Origin of the sequence: Nostoc spongiaeforme FACHB-130 (assembly GCF_014698475.1) — a bacterium.
GTDB lineage: Bacteria > Cyanobacteriota > Cyanobacteriia > Cyanobacteriales > Nostocaceae > Nostoc_B > Nostoc_B spongiaeforme.
Map to the genome: position 1 here is coordinate 25,596 of NZ_JACJTB010000053.1, position 18,400 is coordinate 43,995.

The following is an 18,400-nucleotide window of genomic DNA, read 5'->3' on the forward strand; positions in this document are numbered from 1 at the left end:
CATTAGTTCTACCAATTATTTCCCTACTTACCTTCATCGCATCACCCCATTCCCTTATCAGCTTATGAACCGCACTGCTATCAAAAACTTTGCTATTTGGGCGCGTCGTTACTTAAGAGAACAAGTTAAAGCCCGTGCTGCCCAATTTGGCATTACTCACAAAAGCATTACAGAACCTCAGACAGTTGCGGGGGGACTGTTAGTGGCGGGTCAAACGCTAAATAACACCGAAGCAAACCAGTATCATCAACTGCGGAATCGCTTGCAAGATTTAACCCTGAGCACAGCCGAAGGGTTAACGCTAACTTCCAACCAACCCCTGGCGGTAGATACGCTGATAGATGAAATTGCCTACACCTGGTTTAACCGCTTGGCGGCGTTGCGATTTATGGAGGTAAATGGATATATCGGGCGGGTGTTGAGTAGTAGTGACCCAAATTTGGTAGATCCTGATTTATTACGGGATGCTAGTTCTATTGCCGAAATGGGCGATTTACCTGGGCTGGATTTGGATACACTCAATGAGTGGCGTAGTTTTGCCAATCATGATCCTAATCCAGATGAGTTTCTCTACCGTCGTCTGCTGTTAGCTCAGTGTAAAGCCTTAGCAGAAGGGATTCCGGCACTGTTTGACCCGCGCCAGAACTACCAAGCACTGTTTTTGCCTGGGAATCTGTTAAATCAAGATTCGATTGTGCGAAGGCTGGTGAAGGAGATTCCAGAGGAGGACTGGCAAGATATTGAGGTAGTGGGTTGGCTATATCAGTTTTATATTTCGGAACGCAAGGATGAGGTAATTGGGGCAAAGTCGAAGGTTGCAGCAGCAGATATTCCCGCAGCGACGCAATTGTTTACCCCCCACTGGATTGTTCGGTATATGGTGGAGAACAGTCTAGGGCGGTTGTGGTTAGAGTCTCACCCGGAATCACGCTTGCGTGAATATATGCCCTACTATTTGGAAAATCCTAACGATAATGGTGAGGGTGAAAAACCGCAACCTTTAACGCCTCAAGAGTTAACTGTGATAGACCCAGCTTGTGGTAGTGGTCACATTTTGGTGTATGCGTTTGATTTGCTGTTTGAAATTTACAAAGAGCAAGGTTATTTAGAACGGGATATTCCGGCGCTGATTTTGACGCACAATCTATATGGTTTAGATATTGATGAACGTGCAGCACAGTTAGCGAGTTTTGCAGTTTTGATGAAAGCGCGGGCTAAGAATTCGCGTATTTTGCGGAAATCTCTGGCTTTGAATATTATGGCGGTGCGTCCTACTCATAGTCAGACTTTACCACTTGCTACAGAATTGAATGCAGAAGATTGGCAACCGTTAATTGAGGCTTTTAAGGATGCAGATAATTTAGGAAGTTTAATTACTCCGCCAGCTTTCGATAGTGAGAAGTTGAAATGGCAATTAGATAATTTAGAAGCTAGTGATTCGCTATTTCGGGAGTTTGTTCCGGCTTTGCGGGGGTTGTTATTACAGGCGGAGTTGTTGAAGAATCAGTATTGGGTTGTGGTTGCGAATCCGCCCTATATGGGCGATGGGTCGTTTAATGATGTGGTTAAAAAATTTATAAATAAGAACTATAAAGCTGGCAAAGGTGATTTATATGCTTGTTATACTCTGAAAAATATTGAATTGTGCATGGCTAACGGTTCATTGGCAATGCTAACCATACCTAACTGGATGTTTTTATCCAGCTTTGAGGATTTACGTAAATTTATTCTAGAAACAACATTTTTAGAAAGTCTAGTACATAATGGTAGAGGAGTTTTTGGCTCAGACTTTGGTAGTTGTTCGTTTGTTATTCGTAAGAAAGTTTATCAGAATGGATTAGGAGTATTTAAGAGATTATTTGATAAACAGGGTAGTGTTGCTAGTAATGAGGAACTAGAGCAAAGGTATTTTAATCACAGTAATTATTATACTAAACCTGCTGATTTTGCAAAGATTCCGGGGTGTGCGATCGCTTATTGGTTGTCAGGGAAAATGATAGATTTATTTGGAAAATATGAAAAAATTGAAGATATAACTATTTCTGATGGACAAAATAAGACTGGAGAAAATAATAGATTTTTACGATACTTTTGGGAGTTATTTTCAAATAAAATTGGCAAAGATAGTAAATGGCGATTCTATGCCAAAGGTGGTGGTTTTAGAAGATGGATTGGTAATTTAGAATCAGTAGTAAATTGGTCAGAAGAAGCTATATCTCATTACCGTAAAGATCGTATTTGTAGAGTTATACCTGAGTATTTATGGTATAGAGAAGGTATAACTTGGGGTTTAATAACATCATCAATTCCTAGTTTTAGAATATTACCTGCATATGCAACTTTTGATGTTGGCGGTTCATCAATATTTTTTCATAATAATGAGCAAATAAGAACTACTCTTGGTTTACTTAATTCAAAGATAGCTCTTCAATTACTTGAAGTTTTTAATCCTACGCTTAACTTTCAAGTCAGAGATATAAGAAACTTACCTTATACAAATGGATCTGATCAATCTAAAATAACTTCTATTATTATCAAAATAGAACAAATTTCTAAAACTGATTGGGATACCTTTGAAACATCCTGGGACTTCCAAACCCACCCCCTATTGCGCCACAACACTAAACACCTCAGCGAAGCTTTCACCATCTGGCAAAACCAATCAGAAACAGCCTTCCGCGAACTCCAACGCCTAGAAGAAGAAAACAACCGCTACTGGATAGAAGCATACGGCTTACAAGACGAACTCACCCCAGAAGTACCCGACGACCAAATCACCATCCGCCGCGCCGACTTAAACAGAGATATCCGTTCCCTCATCTCCTACGCCGTCGGCTGTATCATGGGACGCTATAGCCTAGACAAACCCGGACTCATTCACGCCGGACAAGCTTTTGGCCCCTCCCTACATCAAACATTCCCTGCCAGCAGTGATGCAATAATTCCCATCACAGACCAAGCATACTTCGATAACGACATCGTAACCCGCTTCATAGAATTTCTGCGTGTCGCCTACAGCCCCGACACCCTAACCGAAAACCTCAACTTCATCGCCAACGCTCTTACCCTAAAAAATGGCGAAACCGCCCAAGAACGTATCCGCCGCTATTTCCTGCAAGAATTTATTTCCGACCACATCCAAACTTATAAAAAACGCCCGATTTACTGGCTGTTTACCAGTGGTAAAAAACGAGCCTTTGGCGCATTAGTCTACTTACACCGCTACAACGAAGACACTCTCGCCCGTATCCGCACCGATTACGTTTTAGAATTGCAAGTCAAACTAGACGGTGAAATTGCCCGCGCACAGCAACAGCTAGATAACGCCAGTTCCAGCACCGCTAAAAAAGCCGCTACCAACCGCCTCAAAGACCTACAAGCCCAACAGCTAGAACTGCGAGATTATCAAGCCAAACTGCAAACCCAAGCCGATGCACGAATCAAACTTGACCTTGATGATGGCGTGGCATACAATTATACACGCTTTAAGGGGTTGGTGTATGAAGGTGCTGATTTAAAGATGGCTGATTTAGAGAAAGCCTCACAGTGGAAGCTAGAGTTGTTGAAACAGACTAAGTAACATGGTTTTTTTATTGAAAAATGAAATTATTAAATTTTGCTGCAAATGAATTTTATCAATAAAATTTTACTCATTCAATTAATAAAATATAAAACATGCTAGATAGAATCTATATACAACGCTTTAAAAAATTTCAAGACTTAGAAGTCTATCTTCGTCCTTTTACAGTACTAATGGGTGAGAATAGTTCGGGCAAAACAACAGTATTACAAGCAATAAATTTAGCGTTAAGTAGCTTTTTTATCCATCAATTTATATATATAGATAACAATAGTAATTTAAAAATAAAGGATAAAGGTGTAGGTTTAAATGCCTTACCAGGATTAAGCATTTCAGATTATCGAGAAGTTTTTTACTCCAAAAAATCAGGTTCAAAAATTTCTGCTAGTATTGGACTTGTTGATACAACACAAAATATTTATAAACTTCAAATTAGGTCTTTTTTCGGGGCATTCAATATAAAGTGTAACTCGGAAGAATTAGACCTTGCTAATAATCCACAATTACATTTAAAATCACCATTATTTATTTCTGGTTTTGTTGGACTTTTATCATCGGAAGAGCGTGCATTTCCTGTAGCCATACAAGATAGGCTTCGTTCTGGACAAGTAAGTGCAATTATTAGAAATTTATTATTAGACACTAAAGTACAATCACCTACAAAATTCACAAGCCTTAAGGAGAGATTGCAAAGAGATTTCAACTTTTATTTAGATGATATTTCTTTTGATCAAAACCGAGATTTAAATATATCTGCATATTATAGTGATTTATGTGCTGCACAGAAAATCTCACTAGATTTTAATTCTTCTGGTAGCGGTTTTATGCAGGTTTTACAAATACTTGCACCAATTTACCGTTTTTGTCCTGAGCAAGCTTCAGTAGTATTACTTGATGAGCCTGATGCACATTTACACCCTAATTTACAAGCTTCCTTAGCAAACACATTGCGTGGCATACAAAAAGAGCTGGGAATTCAAATAATAATTTCTACTCATTCTACATCAATTATTAGAGCAGCAGACCCATCTGAAGTTATTCCCATTTCATCACAAGAAAGAGTTAACAAACCTTTAGTAGGTTCAGATGATGTAGAAGATCAAATATCTGCTCGTATCGATACATATGATTTAGGTAAATCAGTCATTAGTGGTAAGCTAGTCTTTCTAGAAGATTCTGATACTTCTATACTCGAAGCTTTTGATAAAGTTTTATCTACAGGATGCTTTTCAGGAGCAAATACAGTCCCTGTATTAAAAGGTAGAAGTAAAGATGATAAAGTTCCATTTCAAATGAATGAAGTTCTAAATGAATTTGTTGGACGTGAGGTTGAAATTCATTTTGTTAGGGATGGAGATGGAATTAGTTCAGAATGGAGAGAAAAGCTGAACGAATATGCTAATAAACGTAATGTAATTCTCCATCAACTAAAAAGGCATGAGATAGAAAACTATCTATTATCTCCTAGTTTAATATTTAAGGCTTTAACCCATAATCATCCCGATAAAAATATACCTAGTGAGGAGATGATAAAGACTAAAATAGTAACACTACTCCAGCAAACCATAGGAATGAGTAAATATAGTTTTGATGACAATTTAGAAGATAGTATTTACAAAACAGCTTTGTTGTTAAAAATACAAGAATATCGTAATCCTCAAGCTTGCGAGAGTGAATCTAAAAAACAACGAGCAAGATATGAGACATATGAAAATATAGATGAGTTATTGACTGTAGGTATGGGCAAGGAAACTTTAAGAGGAATTATGGCGTGGCTAAATGATGATTTAAAATTGAATTTATCCAAAAATGACATTCTTAAATGTCTTGAACCTAGTGACATACCCGAAGAAATTAAAAACATATTAGAGCAATTAAGATCCAAGGAATCGAAATCCTCTCCTATGGGTTTACCTAAAGTAGTAGAGGAGATTGAAGATGATGAAATCGATGAGGAAGAACCTGAGTAATTGCAAATCTTGAGCTAATTTACATTCACAAGTTTTTAATTATTGGTTCAATTATCTTCATGAACACTACTCGTATCCAAAACACCCTACAAACCCTGTTTCAAGATTCTGCCCGTTGGCCACATTCAGGACGACGGGTGGTGTTTTGGTACGACCCTGACCAACAATTTGCCAGCAGTTTCAATGAACTTCAACTCGAAGGCGTAGAAAAACTTCAACTCGCTGATACTCCCTTCACCACCAAATATCACCTTTTAGTTGAGAAACCCACACAAGCTTTTTTACTGTACGCTCCCTTTGGAGAACCTGCACCTCAAGAAAACTGGCTTCTAGATATTCAAAAAAGCGGCTTAACCTTCTCCGCTGACCCCGCAGCCCTCATCTATGCAGATTTAGGTTTGCGACAACGCCGCTTAGAAACAGTCATCAAAGAACACATAAAATTCTTTAAAAACCGTAAGCGGAAAGAAGCCCTACAAGCAATGGGCATTTCTCCTGATAGCGACGAGCAAGGATTACTCCTGGCTATGCTTTCTGTCCTTGCAGGCTTAAAAGTACCCGATGCAGGTACACTCATTCGGCGGGTGTTGCTGGGGGGGTTATTAGAATCTGATAATGCTCTCTGGTCTGATATTGAGCGTTTCGTTTCTCCAGAAGCCTTTTGGGAAGTAGTCCAAGAACACACTGACTTTCCCAAGCAAAACCCCAGCTTAAATAAATTATTCGTGCAGTTGCTAATAACTCATTTTGCTCAATCACTGCACGGCGCGATGCCATCTGGGCTAACAAACCAAGTTATCATGCCTAAACAACGGGCTTACGCCTTCATCGACCAGTGGATGCGTGACCAGCAAGATTCCCCAGGCTGGAAAACCCTCAGCAATGAAGTAGCAGACCAGTTACATATATTTGATGCTTTAGAGAATTTAGAACCAGAAGTTTTATTTGAAGCAGCCAGTTTCGAGGTTGTAGACCAAGTATTAATTCGCGCCTGTGTTAAAACACTAAGGACGCAAATTTGGCAACCAACAATGGAATTAACCCCTTGGCGAACTTGGTTAAAAGCTCGTCACACCCTAATTTGGTTCCCTAAATATGAGAAAATTTATCAAGCTTTGGAAGCCGCGATCGCACTTTTGGAATTCAAGCAGCAATACATAGCAGGATTCCGCCAGCCAGCCCCAGTCTTATTTAAAGCTTACGCCAGTAATCTGTACTCCTTTGACAAAGCTTACCGCCAGTTTATAGTACATAGTGATGATGCTCACGGAGACATCCTCAAAGGCTTAATTGAAGACGTAGAAAATTTATACACCCAATGGTTTTTGGATGAACTCGGGGAAGCTTGGTCAGATGCCCTTGGTAAAACTTGGGAATTGGAAGGCATAGCATCCCAAACCAGATTTTTTGGTAGGCACGTTTTTCCAATTTTAGAACGGAGCGATCGCGAAAAAGCTTTTGTAATTATCTCCGATGCCTTGCGCTACGAAGTTGCCAGCGAACTCGAAGAGGTAATTAAGAAAGAAATCCGGGGTGAAACTACTCTAGAGGCGCAATTAGGAGTTTTACCCAGCGTTACCCGGTTGGGGATGGCAGCAATCCTTCCTGGCTCAAAATTAGAACTAATACCAGGCGATGATGATGTCCGGCTCGATGGGCTTAGTACCAAGGGTACGCTAGCAAGGCAAAAAGTATTAACCGAAAATAGCCGTGTTGATACCACAGTACTCAATGCTAAAGACCTACTGGCGATGAGTACAGAGGAAGGAAGGGTAGCTGTGCAACCCTATCGCCTAATTTACATTTATCACAACGTCATTGATGCAACGGGCGATAAACCCGCCAATGAACGCCAAGTATTATCAGCTTGCAGCACAGCAATTAGTGAACTGCTACGGCTGGTCAAAAAAATCTGCAATTCTATCAACGGTACAAACGTCATTATCACTGCTGACCACGGGTTTTTATACCAACGCCGCCCAATTCAAGAAGCAGACAAGCGCCCCTTACCAAGTGGTGAAGCAGTGCTGGAAAACAAACGCCGCTATTTGCTGGCACGGGAACAGGTAAATGACCCAACCTTGCTGCACTTCAGCTTGCCTTATATAGAAAATGACACGATCGCCATTGTACCCCGTGGCAGTTTACGCTTTGCCGTTCAAGGGGCAGGAGCGCAGTTTGTTCATGGTGGTGCATCCCTTCAAGAAGTGTGCGTACCTGTTCTTACCTATCATCACCAAAGGGCAGTAAAAGGTGACGAAGGCCCAGCCCGGAAAGTAGGTGTACAGGTCAGTGCCAGAGTCAGAAGAGTGACGAACAATCGTTTTAGCTTGACATTAGTACAAACTGAAGCAGTTGAGGGCAGATGGCGATCACGTCAAGTTACAGTTGCCTTATACGATCCCCAAACCCTTATGCCCATAACAGATGTCCGAGGAGCCAACTTAAGCAGTACCAGTCCTCATCCTAGCGAAAGAGAAATTAGCTTAAGGTTAACAGTGGCGATCGCTAATCCCCCTAGTAACGCCTTTCTCATAGTCAAGGATGCAGATGACGAAAGTGAATTGCTACGCGAAAATTGGTCAGTTAGTTTAGGAATCGCCAACGACTTTGGAGATTTCTAAGCCAACATTTTAACTACTATCTTGCCCCTTGCTCCCTGCTCCCTTGCCCTTGCCTCTAGTATGGACGACCTGAACCAAAAGCTAAACAGCATTTACCCAGGAAAGGTAGTGCGTAAAGACCTAACTAAACGTATCAAAGAAGGCGCTAATGTACCAGTGTATGTGCTGGAGTATCTGCTGGGTATGTACTGCGCGACCGACGACGAAATCACCATTGACGAGGGCGTTGCTCGTGTCAAGAATATCCTGGCTCAGAATTATGTTCGTCCTGATGAGGCAGAACAGGTTAAATCCAAGATTCGGGAATTGGGGCGATTTACTATCATTGACCAAGTAACAGTAACCCTCAACGAAAAAGATGACATTTACCAAGGTAGTTTAATGAACCTGGGTATTAAAGGCATAGTCATCGACCCAGAAATCGTCAAACCAAATCCAAAACTCTTGGGTAGTGGTATCTGGTGCATCCTGCAACTAGAGTACGAAGCAGGAACCAAACCCAGCCCCTTCCTTGTGGGTAGCCTCAAACCCATCCAAATGCCTAACGTGGATATGGAAGAACTTTTTGCAGGTCGCCCAGCTTTTGATCGTAGTGAATGGATTGACTTGTTAATTCGGTCAACAGGACTGGAACCGACTACCGTCAGTGAAGACGTGAAATGGCATTTACTAGCCCGTATAGTACCCCTTTGCGAGAATAACTACAACTGCTGCGAACTTGGCCCCCGTTCTACAGGCAAATCCCACGTTTACAAAGAAGTTTCTCCTAACTCAATCCTTGTTTCTGGTGGTAAAACTACAGTAGCCAACCTATTCTACAATATGTCCACCCGTCGTGTGGGACTAGTGGGTTTATTTGACGTAGTTGCCTTTGATGAAGTAGCAGGCATCAGCTTTCATGATAATGACGGTGTGCAAATCATGAAAGACTACATGGCATCGGGTTCCTTTGCACGGGGTAAGGCTGAGATTACCGCCAATGCTTCTATGGTTTTTGTTGGCAACATTAATCAAAGCGTAGAATCCTTGGTGAAAACTTCTCACCTGCTTGCACCTTTCCCCGAAGCCATGATTGACACTGCCTTTTTCGACCGCTTTCATGCCTATATTCCAGGCTGGGAAATCCCCAAATTCAGCCCTAAAAACTTCACTGACCAATACGGTTTTATCGTAGATTATTTAGCTGAATGGCTGCGGGAAATGCGTAAACGCAGTTTTGCCGATGCGATCGACTCCTTCTTTCGGTTGGGTAATAACCTGAAGCAAAGAGATGTGCAAGCGGTTCGCAAAACCGTATCTGGTCTACTAAAGCTGCTCTTCCCAGATGGATCATTTAGCAAAGAAGACGTGCGTGAAGCTCTAGTTTATGCACTACGGGTGCGACGGCGAGTCAAGGAACAGCTAAAGAAAATTGGCGGCATGGAATTTTACGATGTACATTTCAGCTACATCGACCTGGAAACTTTAGAAGAGCATTTTGTCTCAGTTCCAGAACAGGGAGGGTCAAGCCTGATTAGTCAAGATGTGCTGACTCCTGGACATTTACACTTTGTCAGTATTGGAGATAGCGGCATAATCGGCACATTCAAACTCGAACTGCAAACAGTACCTGGTAGTGGCAAGCTAGTACGTACTGGTATAGCAAATACTGGCAAAATGAAGGATAGCTTGAACATTGCCACTAATTACTTCAAAGCTAACGCTCAAAGAGTTAGTAGCAGTATTCACCCAGGCAATTGGGATTTCCTGCTACAGTTAATAGATTTACAAGGGGCTGGAACACCAGAAGAGAGTGCATTAGCATTATTTGTTTCTTTATGCTCTGCCTCCCTGAAACGGAGCGTCCAGACTCAATTTGCCATATTTGGTGAGATGACTTTGGGAGGTACTATTACCCCAGTCAGTAACCTAGCAGGTAGCCTGCAAGTAGCCTTTGATGCAGGCGCAAAACGCATACTTCTACCAATGGCCAGCGCCGTGGATTTAGCCAGCGTCCCGCCAGAGTTGTTTGCTAAATTTCAAACATCGTTTTACGCTGACCCAGTAGACGCAGTATTTAAAGCCCTAGCCGTCGATTAAACATCCAACATCAAAGTCAAGTAATGACCTAACCCATCAGCAAGGAGTTGCTGGCGAAGGGGTGATGGCACGGGAACCGCACGAATTTGATAATTCCCTCGTGGTGACTTGGGCTGCAACAGACCAGCATTTACTAGTACTAATACGGTATTGCTAATAGCCTTTTTATAAGTAGAGTCAGACCATGCACCCACCGTTGAACTCTGGTCTCGTTTACCTTCAAAGAAGGTTCGCAAGTCAGCAGAAGTTAAGAAGTAATCAAAAGTCTTAATCTTGTCCAGCAGTACTTCGGCAATGAGTTCGCGTAGCAAACGATGTTCTCGCAGAATCAGAAACAGGATAGTAAGTCGGCGAATATCAGGATTTCCAGTGGCAATTAATTTAATGTATGCCTCTGGCACTTGATGAAGGCGCTTGAGTATAGTTTGTAGCGCTCGCTCACGGGAAACTTGAGAACGCAATTGAAACAAATCTCCTATCAATACCCGTTGCCGAATATCTTCATGGGTTGCACCAAGGTACATCAGTTCAGCAACTGTTATGGTTTCAGTTAGGACAAAAGCATTGTCAGTACGGGCAGCATAAGCAGTTTCAGTCATAATTGCAAAAAGACAGAGGCAAGCAAGCAAGACCCTCCTTCAAACCTCAATAGTTAAGTTACCGATTTAAATAGTTTTTCAGAAATTCTCGTTAGCATCCTACTATGTAAATCTCCTATTACATTTTCGTCAAGGTTTCGGAGTTTAAGAGGATGTTTGAAAAGTCAAGCATAGTAAAATATTATACTAATGCTTGCTTATAATCTGGCTCATGGCAATGTTCAGACTAAATTCATTAGGTTTATACTGACAGGTAATCAAGCACCAGTAGCAAAAATCTAGTTTTGTGACTGACAGTAAACCAACTGATTACGCCGCCATTATCCGTGCCGCCAACCAAACTGTTCCAGAACTGCCCGCATGGCTAAGTAATGGTAAACAGGTTTACTCGCCAGAGTATGGAGTTGGCGAGGTAATGGCAGTATTGGGCAGACGGTTGATTGTTAAGTTTGTAGAAGAGGTGAAACCAACTCAATTTGAAGATTGGGAACACGCAATTTCTATTGGATCAATTCAATCAAGTAATGCCAACTTAGTTTCCTCTACAACATTTCTTGAACAAAACAACGCCGCACTCACAACAATTTCCGAACGCATTCACCAAATCCCCCACCTGGCATTTCAGTCTGTAGCTCAAGAATTGATTGCAAGCATCACGGCGGTGGATATCAAAAATCCCAACCAAGGGATCGTTCACCCCGTACCCAGCGATTTACCGCCTGCTTTACGTTTGGCGTTGCAAAATAACGGTATCACCAACATTTATTCTCATCAACTAGAAGCTCTGACAAAATTACGTGCTGGGTTTGACCTAAGTATTACCACGCCCACAGCCAGCGGAAAGACGCTGTGCTATAATCTCGCCATCCTCGAATCCTGTATCAAGCAACCGCAAACAACGGCATTATATATTTTTCCACTTAAGGCATTAGCCCTTGACCAAATGCGAAAGTTGCAATCGCTTGTTAAGGCAATGCCCAACAATCGTCTCAAACTCGCATTAATGACGGGGGATACACCTACATCCGAACGGCAGCGCTTGTTTATTCCTAATCCACCAAACATCTTGGCAGTCAGTCCCGACTTGTTGCACCACTATCTTTATAATGTGCGCCGTCGAGATCAGGGAGAAGGATGGCGGCAGTTTTTAAGACAGTTGCGTTACTGTGTAATTGACGAAAGCCACACCTATATTGGTGCTTTTGGCGCACACTTTGCCAATTTAATGCGGCGGCTAAGGTTAGCAGTTGATGCAGTTGGCGGTAATTCTCAAAAATTGCAATTTATCTGTTCAAGTGCCACAATTGGCAATCCTCAAGAGATGGCATTGCGCTTTAGTGGCAGAACCCATCAACCCCAAAGACTATACTTAATTGAACGTAGTGGTGCAGCTAATGCTGGACGTACCCTGTTATGCCTTGCTCCAAATAGTGCAGCTAATGTTGAAGCTTCCAAAATTGTGATTTCCTGGTTGCAGTATAATCTCAGTGGTATTGTCTTCTGTAACTCTCGTGCTGCTGTCAAAGGTTTACTAGGCTTAATTCAAAGAGAAACACAACGACTTAGATTAGGTTATTTAACAAGCAAGGTGGCGGTGTTCTACAGTTCTTTGACAGGCGATCGCCGCCGGGAGATTATTCAAAAACTGCAAGCTGGACAAATTAAAGTAATTATCTCAACCTCTAGCTTGGAAGCGGGAATTGATCTACCTGAGCTAGACTGCTGTTTGCTACGTGGGTTTCCGGGTAGTTTAATGTCATTTTGGCAACGAGTAGGAAGAGCCGGACGCAAGCAGCATGGACTTGTAATTTATCTACCCTTGGGACAAAATCCTATTGATATATTCTACGCTCGGCATAGCGAACAGTTATTATCGGGAGAAGTTGAATCTGCTGCTTTTAACCCAGACTATCCCACAATTCTAGGCAAACATTTAGAATGCGGCTGCATTGAAAGTAGTCTGGCTTTAAAGGAACTCAATAGCCGTTTCGGAAAAGCCGCCGACGCAGTTGCAGGTTCTCTTTTACAACAAAACAAAATTTTTCTGAGTAATAATGGAAAACTTTGGGGAAGAGGTTATCCGCACAAAGACATCAATCTCAGAAGCAGCCCTCAAACCTCGATTTCCTTAATTGAGAAGCACACAGGCGAAATTTTAGAAATTATGTCACTTTCGCTTGCCCATCGGGAGGTATTTCCGCAAGCAGTATATATGGTACAAGATGACAGCAGCGAGTTAATAGCCTACCGCAGCGAAAGCCTTAATGAAGAGAAAGGGGAAGCATTACTAGCTTATCTAGGTAAAGATACAGATTTATTTACTGAAGCCGAATCAGAATTAGATATTCAACCACTTTCTACATTGGCAGAGTCCAAAATTATCCCCACCAAAATCAAAGATGCTCGGTTGCGTTTAACCCTTGTTTGGGGAGAAATTACTAATTCTGTTACAGGTTATCGGTTGATGAAACGCACTTATGGGATGACTTGTAAAAATCAGCGTTGTGGTAACTACAAAAAACCGCTTGAAGGGAAAACTTGCTCCTTGTGTAGGCATCCTCTAGGAGCAGCTGAAGTAACAAAACTTCAGTCAGAAGTAGCATTTGAGGAGCCGTATGTTACAAAATACCAAGCGCCCTGCGTACTGGTAGAAATAAATGAACCCCTACAAAAAGCGATACAAGTACAAGTCAACAAATACAAACAAGAAATTATAACATCCACAGGAGGTGAAGTTCCTGAACAATACCAAACACTATGGACTAGTAGTGCTGATTTTACAGCAGTCCATAGCATCCAACACCAGATAGTAAAAGCTGTACCCCTGGTAGTTTTGTCCTCTAGCCTAGATGTGGATGGAATAGTTACGCAAAAAGAAACTAGAACAATTGGCTACTTTTTTGACACTTGTGAAGGTGGTAATGGAGCAGCAGAAGCTATATTTTCTGACTTGACCAATTTCGCTGCTAAAGCATATGCGCTAGCAGCTGAATGTGATTGTGAAGCAGGTTGTCCAAGGTGTTTACATTCAACTGGTTGTCCGCAGCATAATGAAGCACTGCATAAAGACTTGGGTTTGTTTTTGTTAGATGCAATCAGTCAGGCAGTGTAGAACATTTGCGCCTACTGGGTTGAATAATTGCATCTTATACCGTATCAGATTTGACCAAGCCCACAAATGCTACTTGATACTGTTCACCCTGAATATTTCATACAGATCTATTTTTGATTCTATAATTGCTACTGCCTGTGTTATCGCATATTCACCTTCCTGTTTCTTATTGTCCGTTAGTGCTTTGGTATTCGACAAGTAAATTAGCAAATCATCGGCTGATAATAGCTTGGTAATAGTTAAGTGCTATTCTCTCTTCCTTTGTAATATTTAAAAACAATAGGAAATTTTGGCGTTGCATAAATGCGGGATGAATTGGCGGTTGAAACCATTGAAAATTCATTCCACATTGGGCGAAATCATCCCATAATTCAGCAACGCCGAAATTTTCAATCTTGGTATTGTGAAGCATTAGCTATGGATTCCTTAACTGCTTGGTCTAATTCCTCAATTGAACATCCATAAAGCTTACATAATGCTGCTGTCTGATCAATTCTTAGTTTTGGTATAGTACGCCCTTTCTCCCAATTGCGTACAGAAGATTCTCCAACACCAACTTTACTAGCTACATCGACGGTTCTGAGATTTAACCGCTCTCTTAACTGCTTCATATCCATTACAGTAACTTTACCATTTACTTACCGCAACGGGTTGACGCTTTTAGTTAACACAATTAGAATTAGTAACAGAAAGCCGCTGCACTCGACTTCCAGGAAGAACGCAACGGCTAACGTCAACCCCTTGCGAGGTCAATATAATCATGACACAACTGCAAGGAGCGGTCGTAGTTTTAGCCGACAACCAAGCGATCGCCCAATTAGAATTAGAGCAATATATCAAAGAACAAGCCGATGCCATTGCTCCTTTTGCAATAACTTACAGCTTCGATTACAACCAATTTAAAAGACCTGAACTACAAAGCAAAGCCCGAACGACTTTGGGTAACTTCTTAGGATTTGTTCGCCAAACCTTTGATGGTTTATTAGAAAGTGGTCGAGCTTTGCAGCATGTCTATGACGACTGCATCGCTATGGCCACTGATGGAAAAAAGATTTTTGCAGCATGGCTCGATAGCCCTGACTTTGGGGCATCACGCTACATCGCTAAAGCCTCAATGGAAATATACGCTTGGTTTAAGAAGCTTCCGAAAAGGGTGCAACGCCTTGTGCGCGAGAAAGTACAGAATTGGAGCGTTGCAGCTCTACGCCAGTTAACTCAAATCTCAACTGACTTAGTGAAGGAGCTGGTAGGTACTGGGAAAAAGACAGCAGCACAAATTAAAGCAGCAGCAACCTCAGAACTGCCTACTCCTAAAGCAAATACTCTTTATAACTCTAAGTCAGTTCTGGTTGTTAGGAAATCAGATTCTATCGCATTATCTAAGGCACAGTTTGCACCGGGAGTGCGAGTTATCGTGGTCGAGGACAATATGGGTTGTACTGGATGTAGGGGCATCATTATTTCTAAATGGGATAAAACTGACTCAGATTTGTGGTGGGTATTATTAGACCATACAGTTTCTATGGGGCTAGAAACTAAGCGCCTGTTTGAACCAGAACAGTTACAAGTAGAAGTGTCCACTGCCGAAATTACTCCCAAACAGACAAAGCTTTACAGAACTGAAGAACTCTACACTGCGGCTCAACTAGAGCAGAAAATAGCAGAAGCCTTAGCACAACAAAATAAAGAAAAAGCCGAAGAAGAACTGGGGCGGTTTGTTGAAATTCGAGATGCAGCACTAAAAGCAGCAACTGTGGAACTCCAAGCAGCAAGAGCATATGCCCAAAAAATGGCCCAAACCAAGGAAGAAGTAGCTAAAAAGCTAATTGAAACAGAACGCGAACTAGGGAAAGTGCGGTCACTCCAAACAGAAAAGGCACAATTGGAACAACGAGTAGCCCAATTAGAAAAAGCTCTCGAAGATGCTAACAAAAACAGATGGAGCAATACATTCAATAGCCAAGCTGCTAAAGTAGTGAACTCGGAGTTGGAGAAAACTATTACACCTTTAATGTCGCAAGTTGAGCATTTAAATAATGTACTCTTATTACGAGAAGAAGAACTAGCCGAACTTCAAGTTGTTAATACCAAACAACAGGAAGAAATAACGCAATTACGCCAATTATTACCTTTACCTAACATCGAAACCCAAGAATCAACAATTATTGCTGAATTTGGGCATATAGGAGAGCAGTTTGGTTGGGCTGGTTGGAGTCGTCAAGGTTATCGAGCAGTCAATGGAATTTTACATACAGGGATAAATGCTATTGCGGCTTTTGTCTTTGATTTGACTAATTCCCAACGTCATTAATAACAACAAATCACATTTTAGAGTTACACCTAACAAATTACAGCTAGCTTCACATAATTGCTATGCAGAGAATACACAAAATGTATCTCTGTACCTTGAGTTGCTGTAATTGCATTTAGGTGAGGGATCATTTATGAAAAACTATGAAATGCTCAAGAGTTTACCCAAAGAAAGGTTAGAACCCAGACAATTTCTACGCCACTGTTTCGGTATTGCCGAACTCAGTTCTGGAGAACTTCTTGAAGAAGAAACAGATTCGCAATATCGAAAAAAATGCATCACTGTACTATGTGCCATCTTAGGTGTACAAAGACCAACAGTTCGCAAGTGGGGAAGCGATCTCAATTTTGATGGAATACCTAACTATTGTAAATTTACACTTGCTTACATTCACACCGCCGAAATCGTACCAAACCAGCTAAATAGCATCTTGACAGGAGAATACAATGCACCGGAAGTAGACGCTCAAACCTTTCTTGAAAAAATACTCCTTGAAGGGTTAACTGAAAAACAAATACTGCAAACCGTTTCTCACGCCAATTTTCGCGCAACTTGTGTCAAAACCCTCACGCAAGTATTACATATTGGCACCAAATCAGTCCAAGATTGGGGTCAAGATATGTCGTTTCACAAAATGCCCAAAATTCACAAGCATACCTTGAGCTATGCTTTGGCTGCTATCTCCAAATCGTCATCAAAAAATTGGGAAAAAGCAGCCTGATTTATTTAAATAGTCGAATTAGGAAACTTGGTCTTAAAGATAAAACCGCGCATTATATTAGCGCAGAAAAATGAACTCAACAGCTACAAACAAAAAAATAGCTATTAGCCTATTCTCCGGGGTGGGTGGATTTGATTTGGGATTTGAAGCAGCAGGATTTGAAATCGCGATCGCCATTGATAATAATCCCATCGTCCTAGCAACATACCAACATAATTTCCCGCACGCCACAGTCTTGTGCAAAGACATTCGGGAGGTGACGGCGCAAGAAATACGTGCCTGTATTCAGGCGAAGTATGTAGATTGGGACGGGGAAATTCATACCGTTTTTGGTGGCCCACCATGCCAAGGATTTAGCGTTGCTGGACTGCAAAATGTTGAGGATGAGAGAAACTCGTTGGTGGGGGAGTTTGTTCGCCTGGTGTTGGAACTCAATCCTCTTGCGGCAATCATGGAGAATGTGCCAGGGATTGAGAATCAGAAGTTTGGCTGCATTACTGCTAACCTCCAAGCAGTGCTAGAAGAACATTATTTTCTCTCAAAGTGGAACCTCACCGCTTCAGATTACGGGGTTCCGCAAGCTAGAAAAAGGGTGTTTTTTATTGCATCTAAGTTTGGAGAAATTATAGCGCCGGAGCATCAACCTCAACATACAGTTAGAGATGCGATCGCGGACTTGTCGCCAGTCCCCCTACTCCCCAAGCAAAACACTCAAGAATGGCATCCAGATTGGGTGAAGGGAGAATATGCTAAGTATCTTGAAAAAATATTCCCAAATATTGGTATAGTAAATAACATTGGAACGGGATTCGCAGCGACAACACATACACCAGAAGTAATTCAGCAATTCATCAACACTCCCCCAGGTGCAAGGGAAGCTAAATCCAAATCAAAGAAGCTGCAATGGGATGGATTCTGCGTGACTTTAAGAGCGGGGAGTGGCAACCGCACCGCATTACGTCCCCTTCATCCAGAACAGCCACGGGTTATATCTGTAAGAGAAGCTGCTCGTTTGCACAGCTACCCCGATTGGTTTAATTTCAGCGAGGCAATACTCCACGCCCAAAGAGAAATCGGAAATTCGGTACCCCCATTGCTTGCATATGCTGTGGGAATGCAAGTTAGGGAACATCTAGAATGCAATACCAGTTATCAGATTAATTGCCAAAATTGGCAAAACTGCCTATTTTTACCAATTTCTTGGAATTTTAAGAATATATTCGTTTTTGCCAATGAAATGCTGTCTTTAAGCGGGTTAAGAAAAATCAGCAAAGAGCGATCGCCTCCTTTCATACCAATTCACGAAAAATCTGATTCAAATAAAGCATCAAGAATAAAATCCCAACCTGTAATAGAAGCAACGATTGATGTGTTTAATTTCTCCAAACGCTTCCAGATAAATTG

Annotated in this window: 11 protein-coding genes; 8 read left to right on the top strand and 3 right to left on the bottom strand. The window is 41.6% G+C overall.

What is annotated here, in order from left to right:
- The first annotated feature begins 64 nt into the window (after window positions 1-64).
- The 4 genes from pglX to brxL all read left to right on the top strand — a co-directional run bounded on the left by pglX (window position 65) and on the right by brxL (window position 10,253).
- Entirely contained in the window at window positions 65-3,580 is a 3,516-nt protein-coding gene (gene pglX, locus H6G74_RS26720) for a BREX-1 system adenine-specific DNA-methyltransferase PglX (RefSeq protein WP_190970523.1), read from the top strand.
- 95 nt (window positions 3,581-3,675) lie between these two features.
- The gene (locus H6G74_RS26725) at window positions 3,676-5,550 is read left to right on the top strand and encodes an ATP-dependent nuclease (RefSeq protein ID WP_190970524.1); all 1,875 of its coding nucleotides are present in this window, start codon (window positions 3,676-3,678) and stop codon (window positions 5,548-5,550) included.
- 59 nt (window positions 5,551-5,609) lie between these two features.
- A complete protein-coding gene (gene pglZ, locus H6G74_RS26730; RefSeq protein ID WP_190970525.1) occupies window positions 5,610-8,174 on the top strand; it encodes a BREX-1 system phosphatase PglZ type A in 2,565 nt (854 codons plus the stop codon).
- 60 nt (window positions 8,175-8,234) lie between these two features.
- Window positions 8,235-10,253 carry a protease Lon-related BREX system protein BrxL gene (gene brxL, locus H6G74_RS26735; RefSeq protein ID WP_190970526.1) on the top strand — a complete coding sequence of 673 codons (2,019 nt, stop codon included), beginning with the start codon at window positions 8,235-8,237 and terminating at the stop codon, window positions 10,251-10,253.
- Here the strand turns inward: brxL and H6G74_RS26740 are convergent.
- Window positions 10,250-10,852 (bottom strand): BrxA family protein, encoded by a 603-nt coding sequence (locus H6G74_RS26740; RefSeq protein ID WP_190970527.1) that lies wholly within the window; start codon window positions 10,850-10,852, stop codon window positions 10,250-10,252. The genes brxL and H6G74_RS26740 overlap by 4 nt on opposite strands.
- 286 nt (window positions 10,853-11,138) lie before the next feature.
- Here H6G74_RS26740 and H6G74_RS26745 point away from each other — a divergent pair, with 286 nt between their 5' ends.
- On the top strand, window positions 11,139-13,964 hold the full coding sequence (locus H6G74_RS26745; RefSeq protein WP_190970528.1) for a DEAD/DEAH box helicase: 2,826 nt from the start codon (window positions 11,139-11,141) through the stop codon (window positions 13,962-13,964).
- Between the two features lie 211 nt (window positions 13,965-14,175).
- Here H6G74_RS26745 and H6G74_RS26750 read toward each other — a convergent pair whose 3' ends face one another.
- Together H6G74_RS26750 and H6G74_RS26755 are read right to left on the bottom strand one after the other, a co-directional pair.
- Window positions 14,176-14,376: a hypothetical protein gene (locus H6G74_RS26750; protein WP_190970529.1), complete on the bottom strand. Its 201-nt coding sequence runs from the start codon at window positions 14,374-14,376 to the stop codon at window positions 14,176-14,178.
- Entirely contained in the window at window positions 14,354-14,575 is a 222-nt protein-coding gene (locus H6G74_RS26755) for a helix-turn-helix transcriptional regulator (protein ID WP_224311777.1), read from the bottom strand. The genes H6G74_RS26750 and H6G74_RS26755 overlap by 23 nt, the downstream gene beginning before the upstream one ends.
- Window positions 14,576-14,724: 149 nt before the next feature.
- Between H6G74_RS26755 and H6G74_RS26760 the strand changes: the two genes are divergently transcribed.
- The 3 genes from H6G74_RS26760 to H6G74_RS26770 form a co-directional block, all read left to right on the top strand.
- Window positions 14,725-16,275: a hypothetical protein gene (locus tag H6G74_RS26760; protein WP_190970530.1), complete on the top strand. Its 1,551-nt coding sequence runs from the start codon at window positions 14,725-14,727 to the stop codon at window positions 16,273-16,275.
- A gap of 133 nt (window positions 16,276-16,408) precedes the next feature.
- Window positions 16,409-16,996: a hypothetical protein gene (locus H6G74_RS26765; protein WP_190970531.1), complete on the top strand. Its 588-nt coding sequence runs from the start codon at window positions 16,409-16,411 to the stop codon at window positions 16,994-16,996.
- A 70-nt stretch (window positions 16,997-17,066) separates the two neighbouring features.
- On the top strand, window positions 17,067-18,400 hold a 1,334-nt coding region (locus H6G74_RS26770), incomplete at its 3' end, for a DNA cytosine methyltransferase (RefSeq protein ID WP_242051358.1).

Excerpts from the sequence above, each read along its gene's own strand:
- pglX (WP_190970523.1), top strand. The coding sequence starts at position 65 with ATGAACCGCACTGCTATCAAAAACTTTGCTATTTGGGCGCGTCGTTAC.
- H6G74_RS26725 (WP_190970524.1), top strand. The coding sequence starts at position 3,676 with ATGCTAGATAGAATCTATATACAACGCTTTAAAAAATTTCAAGACTTA.
- pglZ (WP_190970525.1), top strand. The coding sequence starts at position 5,610 with ATGAACACTACTCGTATCCAAAACACCCTACAAACCCTGTTTCAAGAT.
- brxL (WP_190970526.1), top strand. The coding sequence starts at position 8,235 with ATGGACGACCTGAACCAAAAGCTAAACAGCATTTACCCAGGAAAGGTA.
- H6G74_RS26740 (WP_190970527.1), bottom strand. The coding sequence starts at position 10,852 with ATGACTGAAACTGCTTATGCTGCCCGTACTGACAATGCTTTTGTCCTA.
- H6G74_RS26750 (WP_190970529.1), bottom strand. The coding sequence starts at position 14,376 with ATGCTTCACAATACCAAGATTGAAAATTTCGGCGTTGCTGAATTATGG.
- H6G74_RS26755 (WP_224311777.1), bottom strand. The coding sequence starts at position 14,575 with ATGAAGCAGTTAAGAGAGCGGTTAAATCTCAGAACCGTCGATGTAGCT.
- H6G74_RS26760 (WP_190970530.1), top strand. The coding sequence starts at position 14,725 with ATGACACAACTGCAAGGAGCGGTCGTAGTTTTAGCCGACAACCAAGCG.
- H6G74_RS26765 (WP_190970531.1), top strand. The coding sequence starts at position 16,409 with ATGAAAAACTATGAAATGCTCAAGAGTTTACCCAAAGAAAGGTTAGAA.